Genomic DNA, 25,384 nt, shown 5'->3' with positions numbered 1-25,384 from the left:
ATGGCTGACGGGTACAAGAAGGAGGTCGACCACATCTCCGGCGTCGAGACGACCGGACACGAGTGGGACGGCCTGAAGGAACTGAACAATCCGCTGCCGAAGTGGTGGCTCTACATCTTCTACGCCACGATCGTGTGGTCCATCGGCTACTGGGTGGTCTATCCGTCCTGGCCGCTGGTCTCCAGCTACACGGCCGGCGTTCTCGGCGACAGCCAGCGCGCCAATGCGCTGGCCGCCTACGAGGCCGGGATGGCGGAGCGGGCGCAGATCGGCGAGACGCTGGTCAATGCCTCGCTCGAGGAGATCGAGTCCACCCAGTCGCTGCTGGAGTTCGCCATGGCCAACGGCCGTGCCGCCTTCGGCGACAACTGCGCCGCCTGCCACGGCACCGGCGCGCTGGGTGCGACCGGCTATCCGAACCTGCAGGACGACAACTGGATCTGGGGCGGCTCGCTGGAGGAAATCCACCAGACGCTGCAATACGGCATCCGCTCGGGTCATGACGAGACGCGCATGGGCGACATGCCCTCCTTCGGCGCCGACGGCATGCTCGACAAGGAGCAGATCACCCAGGTGGCGAACTTCGTCGGCAGCCGTGCGGGCCTCGAGCCGGAAGCGGGCGTCGATCTTGCCGCCGGCGAGCAGGTCTATGTCGAGAACTGCGCCGCCTGTCACGGCGACGACCTGAAGGGGATGAAGGAGGTCGGTGCTCCCAATCTGACCGCCAACAACTACCTCTATGGCAAGTCGGTCGACGCGATCCGCGCGCAGGTGACCAACGCCCGCAACAGCGTCATGCCGGCCTGGGCCCCGCGCCTCGATCCGGCGACGGTGAAGTCGCTGGCGGTCTACGTCCATGCCCTGGGCGGCGGCAATTGATCCGCTGACCGACCGGAAGACACACGGAAAGGCGCCCTTCGGGGCGCCTTTTTTCATTTACGACGCGGATTCAGCCCTTTTCTGCCTCCGGCGGGTTGCACCTGTCTTGCATCTTTGCCCAACATGGCGGGTGTCCCGCTACCACAGTCGCTGTCAGGCGGGACGACGGGGTGGGGGACTGATGCGATATTCGTGTGCCGGGCTTGCGGCATTGGCGATGCTTGCCCTGGCTGGACAGGCGCAGGCAACGGACCAACTGACTGTCTTCCAGGAGCAGTGGCGCACCTTTGTCGCCCAGTGCAGCAGGGTGTTCTCAGGACGCGACGATCACCTTTCGGACGACTTCGACCCTCGTCCCATGCGCCGGAAGATCAGTGCGGACGGTACGGCGATGGCGATTTCCGTCGGATCCACACCGGACTATCTGTCCATCTACATCGACACGCTCCCAGACAGGGAGCTGCGGAGCTGCGCCGTATACCGCGAGGAGTACGGAGCGTTCGACGCTGCAGTGCTGTTTCCCAGGGTTCTCGCCTGGCTGCGCGAACAGGGGCTGACAGCGGCTGGCGGGTCCATACCGCTCGATGACAGATCCCATCATCAACTCGGCGTTCATGGAGCTTTCCCCGAACAGGACCTGACGATCCGGGTCCGGCTCTTCGACTGGGGCATCCAGTTGCTCGGCGAACGAACGATATTGAGAAAGTGAGACGACAGTGAAGACATCGATACTCTTCTCCCCTCGTTTGCGCGGTGGCGCTGCCGCGGCTGCTCTCGGTCTGGTGCTCGGTCCTTTGCTCGCCGCATATCCCCTCCGTGCCGACGGTCTCGACGTGCCGATCTACGAATATGGCGGGGACGACCTGCCGACCTGCGCGACAAGTGTCGTTGCCGGGTTGAAGGCAGATGGCGACGGGTTCCTTGCGGTGCGTTCCGGTCCGGGCTCGAACTATCGCGAAATCGGCCGGCTGAGGAACGGCGACAAGGTGTTCACCTTCGACCACAAGGGCAAATGGTTCGGGGTCGTCTACGGCGGCTCGCAGCCGAGCTGTACCTCGCCGGACAAAAAGCGCCTTCTGCCCTATCGCGGCAAGAAGGGCTGGATCCACAGCAACTGGCTGGCGGACCTTGCCGGCTGACAGCGTCCTGGCCGTCGATCCCGTCCGCACCGAAGGACCGAACCCAATGCGCTTCTCCTCATGGCTTGCCTTGTGGTCCGTTGTCGTCTGGGGACTGTGCAGTCCCGCAGCGGCGCAGGGCTGGTTCTCCGAACGTCTCGATGGCGACACCCTCGTCGGCGTTTCAGCAGACGGCAGCGAACTCGTCGTGTCCTGCGGTGGTCCGCTTCTTTCCCTGGAGATCGTGATTGCCGGCATGGCGCCGACCGGCCCCGCCTCGGTCGTGGTCGACGATGGCGCGCCCGTCGGCTTCATGTTCGCGAACGGACGCTTCGAGGCGCAAACAGCGGCCCAGACGGGATTGGTACGCAGTCTGATGGACCGGCTCGCGCAGGGGAGCGCGGTAACGCTGTCGACACCCGGCGGAGCCCAGGCCCGGCTGTCGCTCAACGGCTCGTCGCAAGCGCTTTCCGCATGCCCCGCAGCCCGGTTCGCGGCCCCGGTCGCGGGTGTACCCGGGGCGGCAGCTCATGCTGCGCCGGCAGGCGTCGCAAGCACTGCGGGGCAGGGACCTGCCAGCATGGGCTTGCTTGCCGAGCGCTATCTAGCGGCCCTCGGTTTCGATCCCGGCACGGTCGACGGCATCAGCGATGCGGCGACACGGTCCGCGGTCCGGCGGTTCCAGGAACGCCACGGCCTCCCGGCGAACGAGGAACTGCCAGCAGCCCATTTCGCCGTCCTGGAAGCACTCGCAAAGGCGGGAGCGATGAGCGTCGCATCTACGCCCGCCCCGGTCGCCCCGGCGCCGACGGCAGCGCCTGCCGCTTCGCGACCGCAGCCTCCCGCCGTCGGTAGCGCGCCGGCCGGCGCCGCAATGGCAGGCGGTGGCTCCTATCCCTATCACCGGCTGGCCGGCTGCGAGGGAGAGATCGGCCGGGCCATCGCCTGGTACAATTTCACCGGAGAGGGGACGCGCCGCGTGCTGGAAATGACCGACCTCTGCTTCAACCGGGAAACTGGAAGGCTGAGCGGCTCGGAGTGGGAGGACGATCTGCAACTGGTCAGGAGCGAAGGGCCCACGGAATTCTACGAGGTGATCGAGACCGGAAAGAAGTCCTACCAGCGCGCCAAAGCCAGCGTGGGCCGCTACGATGCAGAGGGGCCATTCTCGACGGGCTGGGTCAGCTTCGGATACAGCTCGCCGTCCGGATGGCCGGTCGCGCGCTTCAGCCGCCGTTTCGGCAACGCGGTGGCTCATCTCCACGGCGCGCTTTTCAAGCCGCACAACGGACGGGGACTGACGGAAAACGGCGAATTCAAGATTCACATAAGTGGAAACGACATCCGCGCGCATGACAAGCGCCAGTACAACACGCCGCGATCCGGCAGCGAGGTGCCGTACGTTGCCTTCGAGGGCAAGGCCGTTTTCACAGGAGGTGTGGGTAAGGTCACTCTCGCCAATACCGAGACCGGCAATGGCACCGGGTCCGGCGAGCTTGATCTTCGCGTTTCGCCAGATGGTGAAATCTCCGGCTCCGGCGTGTTGCGCCTGCAGAGCGCCCGTCTCGCCGGAGCAAATCCGCAGGACTGGAAGACGACCGAGTGGCATATTCGCCTGCTTGCCGGGAATGTCGCCGGCGATACCGGCGAGATACTGACGATGCACGCCATTGCCGAGGGGCAGACCGTCGATCACGACGGGATTGTGAATCCGGTGCTCGGCAGCCTGACCATCAACGGTTACAGCCGCCGAATTGCCGAACTGACGGAGCATTGGAACTGACAGGGCGCCCAGCCTTCCGTCCGTCGATCTGCATCCGGCGGTGGCGCGAGAACAGCGGCAATCGATCCGCTGACCGACCGCAAGACACACGCAAAGGCGCCCTTCGGGGCGCCTTTGCGTTCTGCAGATGACGTTGCGGTGCCGCAGCGTCGGGGCATCTGCGGGAGGACTTGTCCCCATCCGGAAAGCGAAGAGGGGCGTTGTCTTCAGCTTCTCGAAAGAATCTCGCGTTCAAGGTGTAGCTGGAATTTTCGAGCCCGATGGTCGCGTGCATCGCTTTGCGAGCATCGGCAACACACGCGTTTGTGGAGTATATCGTGAAAGCCTTGTCCAGCCCTCTCGTTGCCGTTCTGATTGCGGGCGTCAGTGCCTTGCCTGCCCTCGCTGCCGAACAGGTGGCCGACCGGATCTGGTCCGGTGGTCCGATCCTGACCATGAACGACGGCGCACCGCGAGCGGAAGCGGTTGCCGAGAAGGATGGCAAGATCATCGCGGTCGGTTCTGCCGACGAGGTGATGAAGCACAAGGGCGAGGGCACCGAGCTCGTCGACCTCAAGGGCCGGGCTATGCTGCCGGGCTTTGTCGATGCTCACGGCCATGCCTTCATGATCGGCGTGCAGGCCGTGTCGGCCAATACCCAGCCCGCCCCTGACGGCAAGGTCAACGACATCGCCGCGCTGCAGGAGACCCTGCGCGAGTGGAAGGGAGCCTATCCGGAGCGCATCAAGCGGCTCGGCACGGTACTCGGCTTCGGCTACGACGACGCACAGCTCAAGGAGCAGCGCCATCCCACGCGCGAGGATCTGGACGCGGTATCGACCGACGTGCCGATCGTGATCATCCACCAGTCCGCGCATATCGGTGTCTTCAATTCCAAGGCGCTTGAGGCGGTGGGCATCACCGCCGACACCAAGAACCCGGACGGCGGCGTGATCCGGCGCGAGGACGGCAGCAGCGAGCCCAATGGCGTGCTTGAGGAAGCTGCTTTCTTCCCGGCCCTGATGAAGCTGGTCTCCGGTCTCGACAAGGCGGGCGGCGAGGAGCTGTTCGTCGCCGGCACCGAGCTGCTTGCGAGCTACGGCTACACGACCGGCCAGGAAGGCCGCTCCACGCCCAATGTCGTCAGGCTGATGCAAGGGGCCTCCGATGCCGGCCGCATCAAGATCGATGTCGTCACCTATCCGGACGTTCTCGTCGATCGCGACTTCATCGCCGCCAACGTGTCGCAGACCTATACCAACGGGTTCCGTGTCGGCGGCGCCAAGCTGACCATCGACGGCTCGCCGCAGGGTTTCACAGCCCTGCGCGACCGCCCCTACTACAATCCGCCTTCGCATTTCCGTGCGGACTATGCCGGCTATGCGGCCGCTAGCAGCGACCAGGTGTTCGATGCCATCGACTGGGCGTTTGCGAACAACGTCCAGGTCATCACCCATTCCAACGGCGAGGGCGCCTCGGACATGCTGATCGCGGCGATCAAGTCCGCGACCGAGAAGCACGGCAACGACGACCGTCGCCCGGTGCTGATCCACGGCCAGTTCCTGCGCCAGGATCAGGTCGGTGCTCTCGATGAGCTCGACATCTTCCCCTCGTTGTTCCCCATGCACACCTTCTACTGGGGCGACTGGCACCGCGATCGTACCGTCGGTCCGGTCAATGCTGACAATATCTCGCCGACCGGCTGGGTGCGCGAGCGCGGCATGATGTTCTCCACCCACCACGATGCGCCGGTGGCGTTCCCCGACAGCATGCGCATTCTGGACGCCACCGTGACCCGGCGCTCGCGGTCTGGCGATATCCTCGGTCCTAACCAGCGGGTCGATGTGATGACCGCGCTGAAGGCGATGACCATCTGGCCGGCCTATCAGCACTTCGAAGAGGGGCAGAAGGGATCGATCGAGACCGGCAAGGTCGCCGATCTCATCATCCTGAGCCAGGACCCGACGGCGATCGATCCCGAGACGCTGGACACGCTGAAGGTTCAGGAGACGATCAAGCACGGCCAGACCATCTACACCCGTAAGGACGAAGAGAAGCAGGGCAACCTGCGGATGCGCCCGGGGCCTGATGGCAGCGACGCGCTCGGCAACTTCCTGCGCAATGCCTCGGCCAGCGTCGAGGCTGCCGGCGGCCATGCGCATGGGCCCGATCTTCTGTACCAGGCCTTTGCTGCCGGCTTTGGTGCGCAGGCGCCTGCCAGCACCCGCTGACCGCAACGCGCGTATCGAACTGAAGGAAACGCCCGGGATCGAATGGTCCCGGGCGTTTTGCATCGTGAAAGGGGGGGAGGTAGCAGCCCCGCGCTAGTCGGGGGCGCCCGCGTCCTTGCGCAGACTGCTCGGCGGGGCGCCAGTCGCCTTCCTGAAGGCGCGCGCGAAGGCGCCCTGATCGGTGTAGCCGAGCCGCCAGGCGATCTCCCCGACCGGCAGCCGCGTGCGCTGCAAGGCCCACAGCGCATAGTCGAGCCGTGCGTCGTCGGTCATCGCGCGAAAACTCGGCCCGTCCGCATCCAGCAGGCGGCGCAGGCTGCGTCCCGATACTCCGAGGTCCGCGGCAATGTCGCCTTGCGAGAACGGCCCCTGTCCGACGCGCCGGCGTATCGCCTCGCCGACGCGCTGCCGGGGGTCGCCGTCCGAGCGTTCCCGTTGCAGGTGATCGGGCGGATGGCCGGGAACGGGAAAGTCGTCGGCCGCAATGGCAAGGTCGAGCAGCCGGGCCGGGAAGGCCAGCATGTTGAGCCGCTGGCCGTAGAGCGGCACGCAGCCGGCTTGCCGGGCAAGCGCCGCGCGGCAGCCGTCCTGCTCGTGTTCCAGCGCCAGTTCCACCGTCGGAACGGTGCCGGCGAACCGCTCGATCACCGCATGCAGGAAGCCGAGGGTGAACTCGGCATCGCGCGAGCGCGGCCAGATCCGCGGGTCGTGGATGCGATAGGCGAGGGTGCAGGTGTCGCCCTCGACCTGCAGCTCGAAGGTCGTGCCCTCCTGCAGCGCCTGCAGGTCGGCCAGAAGCCGGGACAGGAGCCCGCCGAGCCGCGTCTCGACAAGGCCCGAGGGAAACAGCGTTGCCAGTGCCGGGGCTGCGATCCGTCGGCCGCAGGACCACAGGCAGGCCTGGGTACCGGCCTGGCGCCCGGCGTTTTCCAGCAAGGTCGTGAACCGGTCGAGGGGGATCGCGTGCGAGGGAGCGAGCGTGATGCTGAGACCCGTCTCGGCAAAGGCGCGGGGCGCGTCGAGCCCGGCGCCTGCCATCACGTCGCTGATCAGCGGCAGCGCGGCGGCGGAGATCGTCGCCCGAAAGGCGGGCGAGGCGGGAGGCAAGGCGTTGGACGATGCGTGGCGCAAGGGATGTTGCGAGGCGTGCATGGCCGGCTCCGGATCCGTCGCCCGATGGTGGGCGGCGGATCCGGGACTGTCAATCATGGCGCGTGGCCGTTCCGTGCTACTCCGGCAGACGGATGGTCAGCGCCGGGTTGTGGGGGAAGAAGTTGAAGGGCCGCAGCGTGAACCCCTTCCACATGGTCGACATTACCGGCCAGTCCTCGGTATGAGGCACGTGGTGGAAGCCCATCGTGTACCAGGTGACGATGTCGGTATTGTCGATGGGTCGGTCCTGCTGCGTCCAGGTGGCCAGCGTATCCGAGCCGTCGCTCTGGAAGGCGAAGCGCCCGCCAGCATAACGCTCGGTCGTGCTGTAGGGCGTGTTCCACAGCGTGTACTCGACATAGGCGTTGCGCTTCATCGGCATGTCGCCGGAATAGTCGAACGGCGAGTAGGCGACGCTGTTGCCCGGCACGATCATGTAGCCCGGATGATGGCCGAGCGGCCCGTCGGCGCCCATGTTCATGACGTGATACATGGCCGGCGTGTCCGGGTTGACCTTGTAGCGTCCGCCGAGTTCGCTCATCGCCATCTTCGTCTCGGTCACCCAGAACGAACGGCGCGGCGCTCCGTCTTCCGGCTTGCCGGGCACCAGCCCCGTGCGCATGAAGCTGTTGGCCTGGCCGTCGATGTCGAAGTCGAGGCGGAAGTTGAAGTAGTGGTCGTGATTGGGCGCGATCAGGTTCGGCGCAATCAAGGTGCCGTAGCGGGTTTCCTCGGCTGCTCCCTCGTCGCGCATCGACTTGATGACCGCGCCCTTCACCGCGTCGAGACCGGTGGAGCCGACCATCACGTCGAGCCGGCCGTCCTGATGGAAGACGTAGTCGACCAGATAGTCGTAGTTGCCGACCTCGGAAGCCGAGCGGACCACCAGCTGCGTCGCGGGGCGTCCTTCCGCCGGCACCTGCTCGCTCTCGCTCTGCGCGAAGATCTCGAAGTGCCGCCAGGCCGGGTCGCCGATATTGCGCTCGAAGATGCAGATCGCATCGGGAATGGAGAGCGGCGTGCCCTGGTCGGTATGCACCACCGCCGGCAGGAAGGTGGCATGGGCCGGACAGTCGACGCCGGCCCTGAGCGGGGTGAGGAAGATTCCGAAGCCGTACTCGCCGCTGTCCATGTAGGTGCGCCAGTACCAGCCCTCGTCCGGATCCATATAGGGCACGAAGACCTCGGACAGATGCGCCTGATAAAGCACGGAGCGCCAGCGCTCGCCGTCACGGGCCTCGATGTTCGACAGCACAACGCCGGGGCGCTTGTCGACACGGGCGCGGAACCGCCAGATGTCCCAGGAGATCAGGCCGTTCTCGATGGTGACGTTGGAGCCGCCCGGCTGCGACAGGGTGACCGGATTGCCGCGTGGACGCAGGGCGCCGGTGCGTGCCTCCACTTCCGCTTCCGTGTAGCCCCAGCCATCCTCCGGCACGGGCCGCACACCGGTATCGAACACCTCGACCACCGATCCGGCGTTGAGATCGACCACGGCATAGAGGCCTTCCACCGGCTTGGCGTAGAAATTTGAGCCCTCCGGCAGCACGTAGCACGGCACCTTCATCAGGCGCCGGCCGTCTTCCTCCGGCATGCCGAAGAGGCCGGCCGTCAGCGGCAGGCAGAACAGCTGCTCGGGTTTGAGCCCGCGCTTGGCCAGACCCTCGATGAACTGCGGGTTGGAGGTCGCAAGCTCCATAGCGGTCATGAACTCGGCAACCAGGATCATCGTCTCGGCGGGCGCCGGTTCGACCGAGACCACGCGGTCGCCCGCAAGGTCCACCTCGGCGACGAAAACGCCCTCGGTGGTCTTGAAATGCACCTCGACGGCACGCGGTTCCGGATCGCCCTCGCTCCAGCCGAGCACTACGGACTTTTCCGGCTCCTTCAGAGAGATATAGGGATAGAGCGTGCCTTCGCCCGTCCGTCCGGCGGCGGTCAGCAGGGCGACGGCCTCGGTGATCTCCGCCTCGCTCAAGGCGTCGAGCGGATGGCTTGCCGCCGGCAGCGCGGTCGACGCAAGCAGTCCCGCAGCCATGAAGCCGGCTGCGAAGCGATGAATATGCGGCATGGGGAATGCCCCTCCTCAAAAATTATCCCGTCTGGATAGGCGGTGCCGGATCTGTCGTCCGGTCGTTGCCGCCCTGGAGGCAAAATAAGGCCGGACAGAAGGATGGGTTGTGCAATTGTGGCCAGAAGCGCAGGATTGATCTGGATCTCCGGCGCAGCGTGCGCCTGTCCGGCTTGATGCCGATCAAGGCGGGCAGGGGCTCGAAATGCTAGTCACGCGGAAAGACGGGGTGGCTGAGCCGGCTGTCGGCGGCGGATTGTCGCGGAGTTGACGTGTCGCAATCCGATCGCTCGTGCTCGGCGCTAGTGTCGCCCTGATCGGGTGAACCGCAGCTTCCAAGGGTGTCCCGAGACGGGATAGCGGAGCCCAGTGACATGGACGGAACAATGCGCGCAGAAACGGACACCACCGGTGCCGGCGGCCAGCCGGACGAATGGTTTGCCTCGGCCAAGAAGATCTATCCGATGGCGGTGCACGGCACCTTCCGGAAGATCAAGTGGGCGGTACTCTTCGCCACGCTCGGCATCTACTATTTTCTGCCCTTCGTGCGCTGGGACCGGGGCCCCGACGCGCCGGATCAGGCCGTCCTCATCGATCTTGCCGGCCGGCGCGCCTACTTCTTCTTCATCGAGATCTGGCCGCAGGAGGTCTACTACCTCACCGGCTTGCTGATCCTGGCGGCGATGGCGCTGTTCCTGATGAACGCCGTCGCCGGCCGGATCTGGTGCGGCTACCTGTGCCCTCAGACCGTGTGGACCGACCTGTTCCTGTGGGTCGAACGCCAGATCGAGGGCGACCGGCGCGAGCGGATGTTGCTCGATGCCGAGCGCTGGAGCGTCGCCAAGGTCCTGCAGAAGTTTTCCAAGCACACCTTGTGGCTGATGATCGCCTGGTGGACGGGCGGTGCCTGGGTGCTCTACTTCGCCGACGCGCCGACCCTGGTGAAATCGCTGGCGACCGGCGAGGCGCCGTTCTCGGCCTATCTGTGGATCGGCATTCTCACCTTCACCACCTACGCGCTGGCCGGTCACATGCGCGAGCAGGTCTGCATCTTCCTGTGCCCCTGGCCGCGCATCCAGGCAGCGCTGACGGACGAGGACGCGCTCAACGTCACCTACCGCTATGACCGCGGCGAGCCGCGCGGCTCGCTGAAGCAGAGCCGCAAGCGCGTCGACGAGGGGCTGCCCGCCGGCGACTGCATCGACTGCTACCAGTGCGTCCATGCCTGCCCGACCGGCGTCGACATCCGAAACGGAACCCAGCTCGGCTGCATCCAGTGCGGACTGTGCATCGATGCCTGCGACACGGTCATGGACAAGATCGGCAAGCCGCACGGCCTGATCGCCTACGACACCGACGACAACATCAAGCGCCGGATGGCGGGCGAGGAGACCGTCGTGCGGATGGTCCGTCCGCGTACCGTCATCTATGCCGCGATCATCATTCTGGTCGGCGCGATCATGGCCTATGCGCTGGCCATGCGTCAGCACGAGGGCATGAGCGTCCTGCACGACCGCAACCCGATCTATGTGGAGCTGTCCGACGGCGGTGTGCGCAACGGCTACACCATCCGCATGCTCAACAAGCGGCTGAGCGCGCGCGAGTTCGCCCTGTCGGTGGAAGGCATGCCGGAGGGCACCCGCGTAGAGGTCGTCGGCATCAGCGAGCATGTCGACGGTGCGCCGATCATCACCGTCGGGGTCGACACCACGCGCGAGCTGCGCGTGCTGGTCTTCTCGCCGGGTGATGCGCAGCTCGACAAGTCGACGCCGATCGTCTTCCGCCTGCGCGACATGGCAAGCGGCGACACGGCGACGGCGAGCGACTTCTTCAAGGCACCCTAAGTCGCGGCCGGCACGTACTAATCCTGACCGGAGGCTTGCGTCTGTCGCAAGCCTCCCCCATCCGGTAGGATCGCCCGCATGGAAAATTGCATCGATCAGAGGCTCGACATGACCGCATCCCGCGCTGCAACGACGCACCCCGCCGAGCGCAAGGTAACGGGCCGGACCGTGCTGATCTGGCTCGGCAGCTTCTTCTTCGTGATGCTCGTTGCCAACATCTTCTTCGTCTATTTCGCGCTGTCCTCCTTCCCTGGCGTGGTGACCGACCGGGCCTATGAGGCAGGGCAGGCCTATAACGGCGAGATCGCCGCATCGCGCGCGCAAGGCGAGCTGAACTGGAACGTCAGCGGCGAAGTCACACGCAACAGCGACGGTATCGCCCGCATCCAGGTCTCCGCGCTCGATGCCGCCGGCAATCCTCTGACCGGCCTGTCGGTCGAGGCAACGCTGCAGCGCCCTGCAAGCCCCGAGCCGGCCCGCAAGCTGGTGCTGAGCGAGGGTGAACTCGGTCGCTATTCGGCCGAGGCCGAAGACGTTGCGGCCGGCCGCTGGATCCTGCAGCTCGATGCGAGTTCCGGCGCCGAAGGAGAGACCTTCCGCTCGCAAAACCGCGTCTTCTTTTCCGAATAGACGGCCGGCTAGGAAAGGCGGCAGGCGACATGACCGTGCATGAGCGCGACTGGGACGCATTCGTCACGCTGAAGGACGACGGCAAGGCGCATATGGACCTCGCCGTCGAAGGGGTGACCTGTGCCGCCTGCATGGCCGAGATCGAGCATGGCCTCGCGCTCGTGCCCGGCGTCGAAAAGGCCCGCCTCAACCTGACCAGCCACCGCCTTGCCGTCGACTGGCGGCAGGAGGAGACGGACGCCGAGCGGATCATCGACGTCCTGTCGCGGCTCGGCTATCGGGCCCATCCCTTCGATCCGGCGGATGTGCGCGAGCGCTCCGACGCAGCAGGGCGCGAGTTGCTGCGCGCGCTTGCCGTTTCTGGCTTCGCCATGATGAACATCATGCTGCTGTCTGTCTCGGTATGGTCGGGCAACGCCAGCGGCATCGATCCGGAAACCCGCGACTTCTTCCACTGGGTATCGGCGCTGATCGCGTTGCCGGCCGCCGTCTATGCCGGCCGGCCGTTCCTGCGCTCGGCCTTCGCAGCGCTCGCCGCGCGCCGGCTCAACATGGATGTGCCGATCGTCATCGGCGTCAGCCTCGCGTTGTTCCTTTCGGTCATGCAGACCGTCCAGTCGGCTCACCACGCCTATTTCGAATCCGCCGTGATGCTATTGTTTTTCCTGCTGATCGGCCGCTATCTCGACCACACGATGCGCCGTCGGACCCGCGCCTTCGCCGAAAACATCGCCGCGCTCAAGGCAGAGACGGCGGTGATCCAGCGGCCCGACGGCTCCTTGCGCGAGGTGCCGCTGTCGCGGGTCGAGCCGGGCGCATTGATCCATGTGCGCGCCGGCGAGCGCGTGCCGCTGGACGGGCGCGTCGTCGCCGGCCGCTCGGAGATCGACCAGAGCCTTGTCACCGGCGAGACGGCGCTTGCCTCCGTCGGGCCGGGCGATGCGGTCTATGCCGGCACCACGAACGCCTCCGCCAGCCTCACCGTCCAGGTGACGGTTGCCTCCGGCGCGACGTTGCTCGACGAGGTGACGCGCCTGCTGGAAACCGCCGCGCAGGCCCGCTCGCGCTATGTCCAGCTCGCCGACCGGGTGGCGCGCCTTTATTCGCCGGTCGTGCATCTTGCCGCGCTTCTCACCTTCGCCGGCTGGTATCTGGTCGGTGCCGACTGGCAGCATGCGTTGGTGATCGCGATTTCCGTGCTGATCATCACCTGTCCCTGCGCGCTCGGCCTCGCCGTTCCGGCGGTCCAGGTGGTTACGTCCGGTCTCCTGTTCCGCGCCGGCGTGCTGCTGCATTCGGGCGATGCCATCGAGCGGCTGGCCGAGGCGGACACCATCGTCTTCGACAAGACCGGCACGCTGACGCTGCCGCTGCCGGCGGTCGCGGCCACTGGCGATATCGATCCGCAGGTCCTGCAACTGGCGGGCCGGCTGGCACTGGCGAGCCGCCACCCGCTTGCCGGCGCGCTTGCGCGCGCCTCCGGCGCGTCCATCCCGCTCGAGAACGTCCGCGAGACGCCGGGCGAGGGCATCGGGGCCACGTTCGAGGGGCGGGAGCTTCGGCTCGGCAGCGCCCGCTTCTGCGGCATGCAGGAGGGCGCAGTAGCGGAGTTCGTCCGCCGGCATCCGGGCAGCTCGCTGATCGCCTTCCGCGACGGGGATGCCCCGGCCGTGCCTTTTGCCGTCGGCCAGCGGCTGCGCCCGGACGCGGTGGAGACCGTGGAGCGTCTGCGCCGCGAGGGATACCGGATGGCGATCCTGTCCGGCGACCGCACAGCGCCGGTAGAGGAAGTGGCGCGCGAACTCGGTATCGACGACTGGGCGGGCGAACTCACCCCGACGGCGAAGATCGCGCGGCTGGAACAACTGGCCGGCGAGGGGCGCAAGGTGCTGATGGTCGGAGACGGGCTCAATGACGCCCCGGCGCTTGCCGCCGCCCATGTCTCGATCTCGCCGGTGACGGCGGTCCATGTGGCGCAGGCCGCCGCGGATGCGGTTTTCCTCGGCGACAGGCTCGCCCCCGTCGCCGAGGCGCTGGGGCACTCCCGCCGCGCGCACAAGGCGATGGTGCAGAACCTGCGCTTTTCCATGCTCTACAATTTCGTGGCCGTACCGTTCGCCGTGGCCGGCTTCGTCACACCGCTCTGGGCGGCGCTTGCCATGTCCTCCTCATCCCTGGTGGTGACGCTGAACGCGCTTCGGCTGCGCCTGTCGCGCCAGCCCGACACCGCTGCCGCGCCCGAGGCTGTGCCGGTAACCGCCGGGCCGGCAACGTCGGGCCTTGAAGGGAAGGCTGCCTGATGGACGTCCTGGTCTATCTCATTCCCGTCGCCCTGGTGCTCGGCCTGCTCGGCCTTGCCGGGTTTCTGTGGTCGCTCAAGTCCGGCCAGTACGAGGACCTGGAGGGGGCCAAGTACCGGATCCTGCAGGATGACGACCTGCCGGAGGGAGATGGCAAAAACGACGGGCGGGGATAACCGTTATTTCAGATTTCCCGTGCCATATGGTCTGGCATCGGAGGTTGAACGTGTCGCTTGATCTGGCATCCCTGACCTTTCTTCTCGTCGAAGACAGCGCTTACATGCGTACGATCCTGCGCACGATGCTGCAGGGATTCGGCGCGCGGCGGATCGTCGAGGCGGAAGATGGCGCATCCGGCCTGGAGGCCATGGAGCGCGCCAATCCAGACATCCTGATTCTCGATTGGGTGATGCCGATCCTCGACGGCGCCGACATGGTGCGCATGATCCGCAACCCGCACAATCCCTTCGCCTATATCCCGATCATCATGGTCACCGGCCATACCGAGCGCAGCCGCATCATCGAGGCGCGGCGGCTCGGCGTGCATGAGCTGCTCTCCAAGCCGATCTCGGCCAAGGCGCTCTACCAGCGCGTCAACAGCGTGATCATGCAGCCGCGGGATTTCGTGAAGACGCCCAGTTACTTCGGCCCCGCTCCGCGTGAGATCCGCAACCGGCAGAAGATCTGGCAGGGCATGGAAAACGGCGAGGACGGGCAGGCGGCCTGAACCTCCCGGTCGACGTTCGCGCTTCAGTCAACGAATGCAGGAGACGCATCGTATCTGCCTTGCCCGGCCGATTGGCTGGGCGGGCGAGCAAGGGTGCGTGCTCAGCTCTCGTCCTGGGACGAGCCGTCCGTGTCGCGTTGCCCGGCCGCCTTGCGCCGGCGCAGGTTGGCGCGCAGCGCCGCGGCAAGTCGCGCCTCGCGGGCCTCGTCGCGGCCGCCGGGCCGACGGTCGGCCGGTTTTCCCCCGGTTCCGATTTTCGCCTTGTCGTCCCTCTGTCGTGTGCGGTCTGTCACGCAGCGTCTCGCGTCGTTTTTCCTGAAGTCTTGCCCGTCAGGATATGCCGGAAAAGCCGTCATTCTGGCAAGGCCGGCGGCCCCGCGCGCCCGCTGCGCGTCGCGCTTTGTACCTGTCGGGTGGATGGGGCGTGGATTGCGGTGTCAAAACCCGTGAACCCCTCTTGACCATGCCGGAATTTGCGCATAAACCCGCGCTCATCGCTGCCGTAGCTCAGGGGTAGAGCACTCCCTTGGTAAGGGAGAGGTCGAGAGTTCAAATCTCTCCGGCAGCACCATTCATCCCCTTGAAATCGTTATTCATCCTTGCTTTTCAGCCGCTTGCCTACATGCTGCGTCTATACAGACGCATACAAACGAGCATGTCATGGCAGGCAAGGTTCGGCACCTTCATCAGGTGTAGCGCGCAAAATCAAATGGCACGGCGCGGAAGATCAAATGGCAACAGATTCAATTCACACAGCGCCTCTCTCATGACCGCAATCGCGAGCGATATTTGAGCTGCCCCCCGAAATTCGAAGGCGCGTCTGGCGTGTTCGAGCGCGGGAACCGCAAGAAGCCGGAGATGACGAGGAGCAGGTGAAGGAGCTCCACGCCACGCTCGGGGAGCTGGCGGTGGCCAACTCTTTTTTTTGGAACGAAAGCTGAAGCCTTGGGGCGGGAAGTGAGGCGCGGCATGATCGAGCCTGACCACCCGGATCTGTCGATTGGGTAGCAGTGCAAGCTGCTGTCGATCGCACGCTCGTCCTATTACTACGAGCCGAAGGGTGAGACCGAACAGAACCTCGGCCTGATGCGGCGGATCGACGAGCAGTTCCTGGAGACCCCGTTCTTCGGCGTCCGGCAAATGACCTGGCATCTGCGTAACGACGGACACCTGGTGAATGAGAAGCGGGTACGGCGGCTGATGCGCCTGATTGGGCTCATGCCGATTTACCAGAAACCCAATACCAGCAGGCCAGCGAAGGGGCACAAGACCTATCCCTATCTGCTGAGAGGCCTGCGCGTGGATCGCCCGAACCAGGTCTGGTGCTCGGACATCACTTATCTGCCGATGCGCCGCGGGTTCCTCTACCTCGTGGCGATCATGGACTGGCACACCCGCAAGGTTCTGTCCTGGCGGATATCGAATACTCTGGAGGCCGACTTCTGCGTCAAAGCGCTCAACGAGGCCGCCCACAAGTTCGGGCCGCCCGAGGTCACGAATACGGATCAGGGTCCCCAGTTCACGTCCTTTGCCTGGACCGAACGGCTCCGCCGGTCGGGCGTCCGGATCTCGATGGATGGAAAAGGCCGGTTCCTCGACAACATCTTCATCGAGAGGCTGTGGCGCACTCTGAAATACGAGTGCGTCTACCTGCATGCCTGGGAGAGCGGTTCGGAGACAAAGGCGACCATCCGGAAATGGATGACCTTCTACAACCATCAGCGCCCGCATTCAGCCCTGGGCGGCCAGCCTCCGGCGCTGGTCTATTGGCAGAGAAATGATATCAACCAACCCGATCAGCAGGTGCAAAGAGTAGCTTAATTTACGCCAGATCCTGTCCAAATGACGGGGAGTAGCTCAGTCCCGCGCGATGAGCTCGTCGGCGCCGGATTTGGTGTCGTCATCGTGCCTGTATCCGGCCGCGCCGGCTTTCCACGGAGCGGGCGCCGCGCCGGATTATTGCGGCGGCATACCAGCCTGGCCCGTCTGGCCGGCGTCGGGAGCTGCCGGCGACAGCGCCGCGATCACCGCATCGGTCGTGCGTTGGACGTGCACGGAAATGATCGCCGAGGCCCTCTCCACATCCCGTGCCATCGCCGCTTCGAACAGCGCCTCGTGCTCAGCATGGATGTTGCGGGTCCAAACGGTCTTGAGGCGGCTGAACCGGCGGTAGCGCTCGTGCTGGCGGAACAGCTGCTCGCGCAGCCGCAACAGCCATGCCGAGCCGCAGGCCGCGACGGTGGCGTCGTGGAACGCGGAATTGTGCTTTTCCCAGAGATCGAGCGCCTTGATGCCCTGGTCCTCGCCCGTCTCCAGCCGCGACAGCCGGTGATAGGTGGTGATCAGCCGCTCCTCCCAGGCGGTGTCGCCGCGCGGGATGGAGCGCGACAGCGCCTCGACCTCGAGCAGCTTGCGCAGGTCGCCGATCTCGGCCGCGTCATGCACGGAGATCGGCGCGACGACGAAGCCGCGCTGGCCGATGACATGGACCAGGTGATCGCCGGACAGGCGCGACAACGCTTCGCGCAAGGGGGCGGCGCCGAAACCGTAGCGCTGGCGCAAGATCTCGATCTTCAGCTTCTCGCCCGGCTTCAGGGTCCCCGATACGATGTCCTCGCGGATCGTGCGATAGGCGCGTTCCGCAATCGTCTTCTCCGGTCCCTGTTTATCGATAGCGTCCAAGCCCAAGCCTCCTGCACGTCAAACTGATAGCCTTTCGCGAAGAATACGCCAATCCGGCCAAAGTGCAATAATATCGATTTTTTGTTTGACACTATAAAAATATCGATATTCACTCCAGCCCCTGTCGCCAGGGACGAAACATGGCAAGGGAGAAGCGTATGGCCGGGCCGGGCAGGACTGAGCGAAGCAACGGGTTGCGGGGCCGGCTGATGCGGGCCAGCGACGTCGTCGCCTGGGTCGAGGCGCGCTTTGCCGGCGCCATCGTGGTGGCGATCCTCGCCCTGCTGCTCGCCAATGTCGTCTCGCGCGCCTTCGGGCGGCCGCTGATCTGGACTGACGAACTCGCTGTCTACCTGATGGTGCTCGGCGCCTTCGCCGGCGCCTCGCTCGGCATCGCCAACCGACAGCACATCGCCGTCACGCTGGTGTCCGACAATCTCGGCCCGCGCCTGCGCGCACGCCTTGCCCGCGCGGTCGACACGCTGCTTCTCGCGCTCTTCGCGCTCTTCGCCTGGATGCTGTGGAACTGGTTCGACCCTGTCGGGGTGCTCTCGGCGGACAGCCTGCAGGCCTATTCGCGCGCCAGCTTCAACTTCCTGTACCAGGAACCGACGACGACGCTCGGCATGCGCAAGGTTTGGTTCTGGCTCATCCTCCCCATCTTCTGCCTTACCGGCTTCGTCCATGTGCTCGCCCGCTTCGGCGCGGTTTCGGAGCACGCGCAATGATCGGTGGCGGCTTTTTCCTTGCCTTCCTGATCGCCGGCGTGCCGATCGCCTTCGCGCTGATCGCACTTGCCGTCGTCATCATCCTGGCGGGCGGCAATCACATCCTGTTTCAGAGTTTCCCGCAGCAGTTCTTCGGCGGGTTGGAGAATTACGGCCTGCTGGCGCTGCCGCTGTTCATTCTCCTTGGCGAGTTCATGAACGAGGGCGGCATCGGCCGGCGGCTGATGGCCCTCGCCATGGCGCTGCTCGGCTCGGTGCGCGGCGGGCTCGCCTATGTCAATCTTGTCGCGAACATGATGATGGCCTCGATCCTCGGCTCCACGGTGGCGCAGATCACCATAATGTCGCGCATCGCCGTTCCGGAAATGGAGCGGGCCGGCTATCCGCGCGACGTCTCCGTGGCGATCACCGCGGCCGGCGGCATGCTGGCGCCGATTATTCCTCCCTCGATGATGTTCATCATCTTCGGTGTCATCGCCCAACTTCCCATCGGCGATCTCTTCATCGCCGGCATCGTGCCGGGCGTCATCATGTTCCTCGCCTTCCTTGCCGTCATCGCCTGGCTCCGCCACCGGCACGCTTTCCCCCGCAGCCGCACGCTCGACCTGCGCGAACGCGTTGTCGCGGTGCGCGACGCGCTGCCGGCGGCGGCCATCCCCGTCGTCATCATCGGTTCGATCCTCGGCGGCATCGCGACGCCGACGGAGGCCGCCGCCGTCGCCTCGGTCGCTGCCGTCGTCGTCGGCATGTTCGTCTATCGCGAGATGTCGGTGAGTGATATCTGGCCCGCCTTCATGCGCGCCGCGGCATCCTCTGCCGTTGTCCTGTTCCTGATTGCTGCCGCTGGGCTCTTCTCCTGGGTGATCACCTTCGAGAACGTGCCGGCCATCGTCGCGGCCTGGGTGCAGTCGCTGACCACGTCGCCCATCGTCTTCCTGCTGACAATCAACCTGATTCTGCTCTTTCTCGGCATGGTGACGGACCCGATCCCGGCGATCATCCTCGTCGTGCCGGTGTTCCTGCCGGTGGCGACCGGCGTCTACGGCATCGATCCGTTCCAGTTCGGCGTCATTGTCTGCCTCAACCTGACGGCCGGCCTCCTGACGCCGCCGGTCGGCACGGGCCTGTTCACCGCCGCGCTGATGGGCAATGTGCGGGCCGAGCGGCTGGCGAGGCTGATTCTGCCCTTCTTTCTCGCCGTCGCGCTCGTCATCGTCGCCCTGTCCCTGTTCCCGATGCTCTCGACCGGCCTTGGAGCCGCGCTGCAATGACCCGCGTTGCGGTCATCGGCGGGGGACTGATAGGGGCGGGCTGGGCCGCGGCCTTCGCCGGTGCGGGTCTGGAGACGCGGGTCGTCGATCCCGATCCGGGCGCATCTTCGCGCGTGGCCGCCACCTGGGAGCAGGCGCGCGGGGTGCTTGCCCGGCTCGGCACGCTTGCGGACGGGGCACGGCCCCCGGCGGTGGTCGCGACATTTCCGCAAGGTGATGTCGATCTCGTCCAGGAGGCCCTGCCCGAGAACCTTCAGCTCAAGCAGCGCGTTCTTGCCGATGTCGAGCGAAGGGCCGGGCGGGGGGCAGTCATCGCCTCTTCCTCGTCCAGCTTCACCGCGGACGCCATCGCGGTTGGGCTGGAGCGGCCGGACCGTTTCCTGATCGGTCATCCCTGCAATCCACCCTATCTGATGCCGGTGGTCGAGATCGCCGGTGGCACGGCCACATCGGCCGACGCGATGGCGATGGCACGCGCGATCTACGAGGCGATGGGCAAGACTGTGCTCGAACTGAGGAAGCCGGTGGCCGGGCATCTGGTCAATCGGCTGCAGGCCGCCATCTGGCGCGAGGCCGTGCATCTCGTCGCCACCGGCGCCGCCAGCCTGGAGGACACGGAGCGCGCCGTCACCGAGGCGCTGGCGCCGCGCTGGTGCCGCCTTGGCCCGATGAGCGTCTTCGCTCTGGCCGGTGCCGAGCGGGGCATGGCCGGCTTTCTGGAAGCGCTCGGGCCGCAGTTCCAAGCGCTGTTCGACGATCTCGGCGCGCCGGTTCTCGATGCCGACACCTGCCGGACCATCGCCGAGGCCTACAAGACGGCGGACCTGCCGCCGCTTGCCGGCATCGCCGCCGACCGCGACGCTACCTTGCCGGTCCTGCTCGAACAGGTGGCGAGAATGAACCACGAGCGTGACAGCTCCCTCTAAAATAACGAGAAAAATTCTTTTTCTATAAAAATATCGATTTTTTCTTGCCCTCTGAAAAATATCGATATTTTATGGGGCACGACCGGCGGATCCTGGCATCCGCACGGCCGAGTGAAATGGGAGGTAGGACATGCAACGCTTCAAAGGCGCCGCGCTGGCAGCATCCATCCTGGCTATGACCGTCGGCTCGGCGGCCGCCGAGCAATATCGGCTCGGGCTGATCACGCCGCCGCCGCACCAGTGGACGGTGACCGCGACCGCCGCCGCCGAGGAGATCAAGGCCCGCACAGAGGGCCGGGTCGAGATCCTGGTGTTCCCGTCGGGCCAGCTCGGCAACGAGGCGCAGATGCTGCAGCAGCTGCAGAGCGGCGTGATGGACTTCGCATTTTTCACGCTGGGCGAGTTCGCGAACCGCGACCCCAATTACGGCATCTTCCTCGCCCCCTACATCGTCAAGGACGTGGCCGGTGCGCGTGAGCTCCTGAAGGGCAAGACCGCGACCAAGCTGCTCGACGGCATGGCCGATTTCGGCCTTGTCGGTCTCGGCTGGGGCATGGCCGGCATGCGCATGATCGTCACCCGCGGCGAAACCGCGACGGTCGAGGACTTGAATGGCAAGAAGATCCGCACGATTCCCTTTGCGCCCGAACTCGCCTTCTGGGAAGGCCTTGGCGCGGCGCCGACGCCGATGCCGCTGCCGGCGCTTTATGACGCCTTCGCAAACGGCCAGGTCGACGGCATGCAGATCGATGTCGAGGGCACCTGGAACTCGAAATACTACGACCATGCCGGATCCATCGTGATCTCCGATCACATGATGTTCCCGATGGCCGCCATCGCCTCAGGACGCAAGTGGGGCACGATCGCCGAAGCCGACCGCGCGATCGTCGAGGAGGTCTTCGCGACGCGGCTCGACACGCTGGTCGCGGGCTATGCAGGGATCGACGCCGACTATCGCGCCAAGCTGGAGACGACAAAGGTTCCGGTGATCCAGGTCGGCCGCGAATGGTTCGGAGACGCCGTCGACCAGTGGTACGCGCGCTGGCGTGAGGAAGCGCCGCTCCTCAAGGAGCTTGAGGCCGAAGCTTCGGGGATGTGACTTTCGCACCTCAGATCCCGCACGCGGGCGGCGCTGTCGCCCGCGTGCACCCAGAACGCAAGGAGCCGAAGATGAAGTACCGTGACCTCAGATACCTGCGTGTGGCCGTCGACAATCTCGACGAGGCCGCGCGTTTCGCACGGGACGTCTTCGGCCTCCAGGCGTGCGACCGCAACGGCGAGCGTGCCATGTTCCGCTCGGATGATCGCAACTATTCGCTCTGCCTGTCCACGGCGGGCGACGGCGAGGCGATCGCGCTTACCGTGGCGCGCGAGGAGGACCTTGGCGCGCTCGCGGCACGGCTCGAGGCCGCCGGATACGCGGCGCGCATGCTCTCGGCCGACGAGGCGCGCCTGCGCCAGGCCAAGGCGGCGCTCGCCACCGAGGCGCCGAACGGCGTCGCCGTCGAGATCGTCTGGCGGCCGCTGACCTCCGGCTGGCGCTATCACGGTCCGCGCGATGCCGGCATCACCGATTTCGGCGCCGTCCAGCTTGCCTGCACCGACGTTGCCGCCAACGAGACCTTCTTCGTCGAGGGGCTCGGCCTGACGGTGTCCGACTGGGCCGGCGACACCGCCTATCTGGCCCTCGACGAGGCGCATCACCGCATCGCGCTCTACCCGTCCGCCCGCGACGGCGTTCTCGGCGCGGCCTATGAGGTGGACGCGAAGGACAGCCTGATGCGCAATTGGTACTTCATCCAGAAGAGCCAGCTTCCGGTCGTCGCAGGTCCGGACCGGCAAGCCGCTTCCGGCGCCATCTACGTGACGACGCGCGGCCCCGGCGGCCTCTTGATGAGCTACATGACCGGCATGGAGAAGGGCCCGCAGATCGCCGCGCGCGGCCCGCGCCAGTTCGCCGACACGGCGGCGAGCCACGGCCAGTGGGGCTCGGTGACCGAGCAGCCGGAATTCCTGGGAGGAGATGCGCGATGATCGAGCTGAAGGACGTCGTCTATTGCCGCCTCGGCACCGCCGACCTGGCCGGCGCGGAATGGTTCGCAACCAACATCCTCGGCCTCGAGGTCTCCGAGCGCCGCCGAGGCGCCATCTATTTCAAGTCCGACGAACGTGCCCACACGCTGTGCTACTTCGAAGGTGACCCGGCCGACCAGGTCACCGCCTTCGAGCTCGGCCGTGGCGAGGACCTGCAGACGGCGGCCGCCACGCTGGAGGCGCTCGGCCACCACGTGCATTACGGAACACGCGAGGAATGCGAGGCGCGCCTCGTGCGCGAGTTCATCCGCTTCCGCGATCCGACCGGAAACGCCATCGAGTTCGTCGTCCGTCCCGAGACGACCGGCCGCCGCTACCACGGCACCCGCGATGCCGGCATCACCGGCTTCTCCCATGTCGGTCTCTGCACCACGGACGCGGCACGCGACGAGGCGTTCTGGACCAGCGTCTGCAACGCCCGTGTCTCCGACCGCATCGGCGACGCGCCGCTGATGCGGCTCGGCACCATCCACCATTCGATCGCGCTATTTCCCTTCCACAAGGCGGGCATCCAGCACATCAACCACCAGGTCGGCGGCACGGACGACATCCAGCGCTCCTTCCACTTCGTCTCCGACAACCAGGTCAAGATCACCTTCGGTCCCGGCCAGCATCCGACCTCGTCGGCCGAGTTCCTCTATTTCACCGGCCCGGACGGCATGACCTTCGAATACTCGACCGGCGTCTGCGAGATCCACGACGAGCCGCTCTGGCGCGACCGGCAGTTCCATTTCGAGCCGAAGGGTTTCTGCAAGTGGGGCTCGGCGCCGCGCATCGCCGCCTTCGACAACGCCAAGGGCGGTGACGGGCAGGGCTGATGCGCGATCTCTCCGTTACCGTCCGGCTGGCGGCGCGCGCGCTCGCCCGCGCTGGCCTCGTTCACGCCTACGGCCATTGCTCGGCGCGCATCGACGCGGAACGCTTTCTCGTCTGTCCAGCCGAGCCGATGGGTCTGATTGCGCCGGGTGCCGAATGCACCGAGGTGCCGGTCCACGGCCCCTTGCCAGAGGGCGTGCTCGGCGAGGTGCGGCTGCACCAGCAGATCTACCGGCGCCGGCCGGAAGCGGGCGGCGTCGTGCGCTTCATGGGCCCGAGCGCGATGGCGCTCGGCGCGACCTCGATCATCCCTACCATGCGCCACGGCTTCGGCACCTATTTCGCTCCCGCCGTCGGCCTCTGGGACGACGTCCAGCTCGTCCGGGACGATGCACGCGCCGTCGGCGCGATCGACGCGATGGGCGGAAGCGCCGGCCTGCTGATGCGCGGCAACGGCGCGGTGACCGCGGGCGCCAGCCTTCAGGAGGCGACGGTGCTTGCCTGGTATCTGGAGGACATGTGCCGGGTGGAGCTGGCCGTGCGCGCGGCCGGGCTCGCCGAGGCCCCAGCGATATCTCAGGCGGAGGCTAGCCAGCGGGCGACCCGGGCAGGGCGCATCGTCGAGCGCATGTGGGATCATCTGACAGCGGCGGATCCGGAGACGGCTCCCAAGGAAAAAGGCGGCGCAACGTGACCGAATTCAGGAATTTCATCGACGGCCAGTTCGTGTCCGGCCGGGGCGACGGCTTTGCCAACCACTTTCCGACCACCGGCGAGGTGATCGGCGAGATCCGTGCCGCCGACAAGGCGCAGGTCGATCAGGCGGTCGGCGCCGCCCGCGCCGCGCTGAAGGGCCCCTGGGGCCGGATGAGTGTCCCCGAGCGCATCGGCCTCCTGCGCAAGCTTGCCGAAGGCATCAACGCGCGTTTCGACGATTTCCTCGCCGCCGAGATCCGCGACACCGGCAAGCCGCGCTCGATCGCCAGCCATATCGACATCCCGCGCGGCGCCGCCAATTTCAACGTCTTCGCCGACCAGGTGGCGACGCTCGGCACTGAGAGCTTCGCCATGCCGACGCCGGACGGCACCGGCGCGCTGAACTATGCGGTGCGCACGCCGCGCGGCGTCATCGCCGTCATCTGCCCCTGGAACCTCCCGCTTTTGCTGATGACCTGGAAGGTCGCCCCGGCGCTCGCCTGCGGCAACACGGTCGTTGTCAAGCCGTCCGAGGAAACGCCCGCCACGGCAACGCTGCTGGGCGAGGTGATGAACGAGGTCGGCATTCCCGCCGGCGTCTACAATGTCGTGCACGGACGCGGCCCCGGCTGCGCCGGCGAGTTCCTGACCACCCATGCGGATGTCGACGGCATCACCTTCACCGGCGAGACCCGTACCGGCGAGGCGATCATGGCGGCCGCCGCGCGCGGCGTGCGTCCGGTCTCGCTCGAGCTCGGTGGCAAGAATCCCGGCATCATTTTCGACGATGCCGATTTCGACAAGACGATGGAGGGCATCGGCCGCGCCTGCTTTGCCAATACCGGTCAGGTCTGCCTCGGCACCGAGCGCATCTACGTGCAGCGCGGCATCTTCGACCGGGTCGCGGAAGGCCTTGCCGACAAGGCCCGGAGCTACCGCTTCGGCGATCCGTTCGACACGGTGACGACGATGGGTCCGGTGATCTCGGCGGAACACCGCGCCAAGGTGCTGTCCTTCTACGACAAGGCCCGGAACGAGGGCGCGAACCTCGTCGCCGGCGGCGGCGTGCCGGATCTGCAGGGCTACGAGGGCGGCTACTGGGTCGAGCCCACCGTGTGGACTGGCCTGCCCGAGACCTCGCCGGTCATCAGCGAGGAGATCTTCGGTCCCTGCACCCATCTCACGCCCTTCGACACCGAGGAGGAGGCGATCGCGCTCGCCAACAACTCGCCCTACGGGCTTGCGACCTCGATCTGGACGGAGAACCTGACGCGGGCGCACCGCGTTGCGGGTCAGGTCGAGGTCGGTATCAGCTGGGTCAATTGCTGGTTCCTGCGCGATCTCAGGACGGCGTTCGGCGGCTCGAAGGCGAGCGGCATCGGCCGCGAGGGCGGCATCCATTCCATGGAGTTCTATTCCGAACTCCGCAACGTCTGCGTCAAGCTCTGAGGATTTGA

22 protein-coding genes, 1 tRNA gene and 1 pseudogene are annotated in these 25,384 nt (G+C 66.1%); 20 read left to right on the top strand and 4 right to left on the bottom strand.

Annotation, left to right across the window (positions count from 1 at the left end; all coding sequences use genetic code 11):
* The 5 genes from ccoP (at position 1) to ACVJ6E_RS03670 (ending at position 5,990) form a co-directional block, all read left to right on the top strand.
* Positions 1–879, top strand: coding sequence for a cytochrome-c oxidase, cbb3-type subunit III (ccoP, locus tag ACVJ6E_RS03690; protein WP_120268856.1), 879 nt, complete (start codon positions 1–3; stop codon positions 877–879).
* Between the two features lie 211 nt (positions 880–1,090).
* Positions 1,091–1,588: a hypothetical protein gene (locus ACVJ6E_RS03685; protein ID WP_147421856.1), complete on the top strand. Its 498-nt coding sequence runs from the start codon at positions 1,091–1,093 to the stop codon at positions 1,586–1,588.
* Between the two features lie 7 nt (positions 1,589–1,595).
* A complete protein-coding gene (locus tag ACVJ6E_RS03680) occupies positions 1,596–2,018 on the top strand; it encodes an SH3 domain-containing protein (protein ID WP_120268858.1) in 423 nt (140 codons plus the stop codon).
* A gap of 46 nt (positions 2,019–2,064) precedes the next feature.
* Positions 2,065–3,780, top strand: a complete 1,716-nt coding sequence (locus tag ACVJ6E_RS03675) for a peptidoglycan-binding domain-containing protein (protein WP_120268859.1) — start codon at positions 2,065–2,067, stop codon at positions 3,778–3,780.
* Between the two features lie 317 nt (positions 3,781–4,097).
* Positions 4,098–5,990 carry an amidohydrolase gene (locus ACVJ6E_RS03670; protein WP_208996694.1) on the top strand — a complete coding sequence of 631 codons (1,893 nt, stop codon included), beginning with the start codon at positions 4,098–4,100 and terminating at the stop codon, positions 5,988–5,990.
* A gap of 93 nt (positions 5,991–6,083) precedes the next feature.
* On the opposite strand, the gene qhpR is transcribed toward ACVJ6E_RS03670, so the two are convergent.
* Together qhpR and ACVJ6E_RS03660 are read right to left on the bottom strand one after the other, a co-directional pair.
* Positions 6,084–7,142 (bottom strand): AraC-like transcriptional regulator QhpR, encoded by a 1,059-nt coding sequence (gene qhpR / locus ACVJ6E_RS03665; RefSeq protein WP_158592682.1) that lies wholly within the window; start codon positions 7,140–7,142, stop codon positions 6,084–6,086.
* Between the two features lie 76 nt (positions 7,143–7,218).
* Positions 7,219–9,213 (bottom strand): copper amine oxidase, encoded by a 1,995-nt coding sequence (locus ACVJ6E_RS03660; RefSeq protein WP_120268862.1) that lies wholly within the window; start codon positions 9,211–9,213, stop codon positions 7,219–7,221.
* A gap of 386 nt (positions 9,214–9,599) precedes the next feature.
* Here ACVJ6E_RS03660 and ccoG point away from each other — a divergent pair, with 386 nt between their 5' ends.
* The 5 genes from ccoG to ACVJ6E_RS03635 all read left to right on the top strand — a co-directional run bounded on the left by ccoG (position 9,600) and on the right by ACVJ6E_RS03635 (position 14,714).
* On the top strand, positions 9,600–11,057 hold the full coding sequence (gene ccoG / locus ACVJ6E_RS03655; RefSeq protein ID WP_208996695.1) for a cytochrome c oxidase accessory protein CcoG: 1,458 nt from the start codon (positions 9,600–9,602) through the stop codon (positions 11,055–11,057).
* A 108-nt stretch (positions 11,058–11,165) separates the two neighbouring features.
* Entirely contained in the window at positions 11,166–11,687 is a 522-nt protein-coding gene (locus ACVJ6E_RS03650; protein WP_158592683.1) for a FixH family protein, read from the top strand.
* A gap of 29 nt (positions 11,688–11,716) precedes the next feature.
* On the top strand, positions 11,717–13,987 hold the full coding sequence (locus ACVJ6E_RS03645) for a heavy metal translocating P-type ATPase (protein WP_120268864.1): 2,271 nt from the start codon (positions 11,717–11,719) through the stop codon (positions 13,985–13,987).
* Positions 13,987–14,163, top strand: a complete 177-nt coding sequence (gene ccoS, locus ACVJ6E_RS03640; RefSeq protein ID WP_120268865.1) for a cbb3-type cytochrome oxidase assembly protein CcoS — start codon at positions 13,987–13,989, stop codon at positions 14,161–14,163. The genes ACVJ6E_RS03645 and ccoS overlap by 1 nt, the downstream gene beginning before the upstream one ends.
* A 26-nt stretch (positions 14,164–14,189) precedes the next feature.
* Positions 14,190–14,714, top strand: a complete 525-nt coding sequence (locus ACVJ6E_RS03635; protein WP_067221173.1) for a response regulator — start codon at positions 14,190–14,192, stop codon at positions 14,712–14,714.
* A 101-nt stretch (positions 14,715–14,815) separates the two neighbouring features.
* Here ACVJ6E_RS03635 and ACVJ6E_RS03630 read toward each other — a convergent pair whose 3' ends face one another.
* The gene (locus tag ACVJ6E_RS03630) at positions 14,816–15,007 is read right to left on the bottom strand and encodes a hypothetical protein (protein ID WP_120268866.1); all 192 of its coding nucleotides are present in this window, start codon (positions 15,005–15,007) and stop codon (positions 14,816–14,818) included.
* A gap of 203 nt (positions 15,008–15,210) precedes the next feature.
* Here ACVJ6E_RS03630 and ACVJ6E_RS03625 point away from each other — a divergent pair.
* Positions 15,211–15,285 (top strand) — tRNA-Thr (locus ACVJ6E_RS03625).
* Positions 15,286–15,583: 298 nt separating this feature from the next.
* Positions 15,584–16,535, top strand: a pseudogene (locus ACVJ6E_RS03620) (IS3 family transposase); the annotation flags it as partial.
* A 135-nt stretch (positions 16,536–16,670) separates the two neighbouring features.
* Here ACVJ6E_RS03620 and ACVJ6E_RS03615 read toward each other — a convergent pair.
* Positions 16,671–17,396 carry an FCD domain-containing protein gene (locus ACVJ6E_RS03615; RefSeq protein WP_208996696.1) on the bottom strand — a complete coding sequence of 242 codons (726 nt, stop codon included), beginning with the start codon at positions 17,394–17,396 and terminating at the stop codon, positions 16,671–16,673.
* A gap of 209 nt (positions 17,397–17,605) precedes the next feature.
* Here ACVJ6E_RS03615 and ACVJ6E_RS03610 point away from each other — a divergent pair, with 209 nt between their 5' ends.
* The 8 genes from ACVJ6E_RS03610 (at position 17,606) to ACVJ6E_RS03575 (ending at position 25,376) form a co-directional block, all read left to right on the top strand.
* The gene (locus tag ACVJ6E_RS03610) at positions 17,606–18,124 is read left to right on the top strand and encodes a TRAP transporter small permease (protein ID WP_120268868.1); all 519 of its coding nucleotides are present in this window, start codon (positions 17,606–17,608) and stop codon (positions 18,122–18,124) included.
* A complete protein-coding gene (locus ACVJ6E_RS03605) occupies positions 18,121–19,395 on the top strand; it encodes a TRAP transporter large permease (RefSeq protein WP_120268869.1) in 1,275 nt (424 codons plus the stop codon). The genes ACVJ6E_RS03610 and ACVJ6E_RS03605 overlap by 4 nt, the downstream gene beginning before the upstream one ends.
* Positions 19,392–20,321 (top strand): 3-hydroxyacyl-CoA dehydrogenase NAD-binding domain-containing protein, encoded by a 930-nt coding sequence (locus ACVJ6E_RS03600; protein ID WP_120268870.1) that lies wholly within the window; start codon positions 19,392–19,394, stop codon positions 20,319–20,321. Before ACVJ6E_RS03605 ends, ACVJ6E_RS03600 begins: the two co-directional genes overlap by 4 nt.
* 130 nt (positions 20,322–20,451) lie before the next feature.
* Positions 20,452–21,420 (top strand): TRAP transporter substrate-binding protein, encoded by a 969-nt coding sequence (locus ACVJ6E_RS03595; RefSeq protein ID WP_120268871.1) that lies wholly within the window; start codon positions 20,452–20,454, stop codon positions 21,418–21,420.
* Positions 21,421–21,491: 71 nt separating this feature from the next.
* Positions 21,492–22,355, top strand: coding sequence for a VOC family protein (locus ACVJ6E_RS03590; RefSeq protein ID WP_120268872.1), 864 nt, complete (start codon positions 21,492–21,494; stop codon positions 22,353–22,355).
* Positions 22,352–23,233 carry a VOC family protein gene (locus tag ACVJ6E_RS03585; RefSeq protein WP_067339349.1) on the top strand — a complete coding sequence of 294 codons (882 nt, stop codon included), beginning with the start codon at positions 22,352–22,354 and terminating at the stop codon, positions 23,231–23,233. Before ACVJ6E_RS03590 ends, ACVJ6E_RS03585 begins: the two co-directional genes overlap by 4 nt.
* Positions 23,233–23,925, top strand: coding sequence for a class II aldolase/adducin family protein (locus ACVJ6E_RS03580; RefSeq protein ID WP_120268873.1), 693 nt, complete (start codon positions 23,233–23,235; stop codon positions 23,923–23,925). The genes ACVJ6E_RS03585 and ACVJ6E_RS03580 overlap by 1 nt, the downstream gene beginning before the upstream one ends.
* Positions 23,922–25,376: a 2-hydroxymuconic semialdehyde dehydrogenase gene (locus ACVJ6E_RS03575; protein ID WP_120268874.1), complete on the top strand. Its 1,455-nt coding sequence runs from the start codon at positions 23,922–23,924 to the stop codon at positions 25,374–25,376. Before ACVJ6E_RS03580 ends, ACVJ6E_RS03575 begins: the two co-directional genes overlap by 4 nt.
* Positions 25,377–25,384 lie beyond the last annotated feature (8 nt).

The organism is Stappia sp. G46H5W, assembly GCF_058448995.1.
This window is presented reverse-complemented; position numbering and strand designations above follow the sequence as displayed.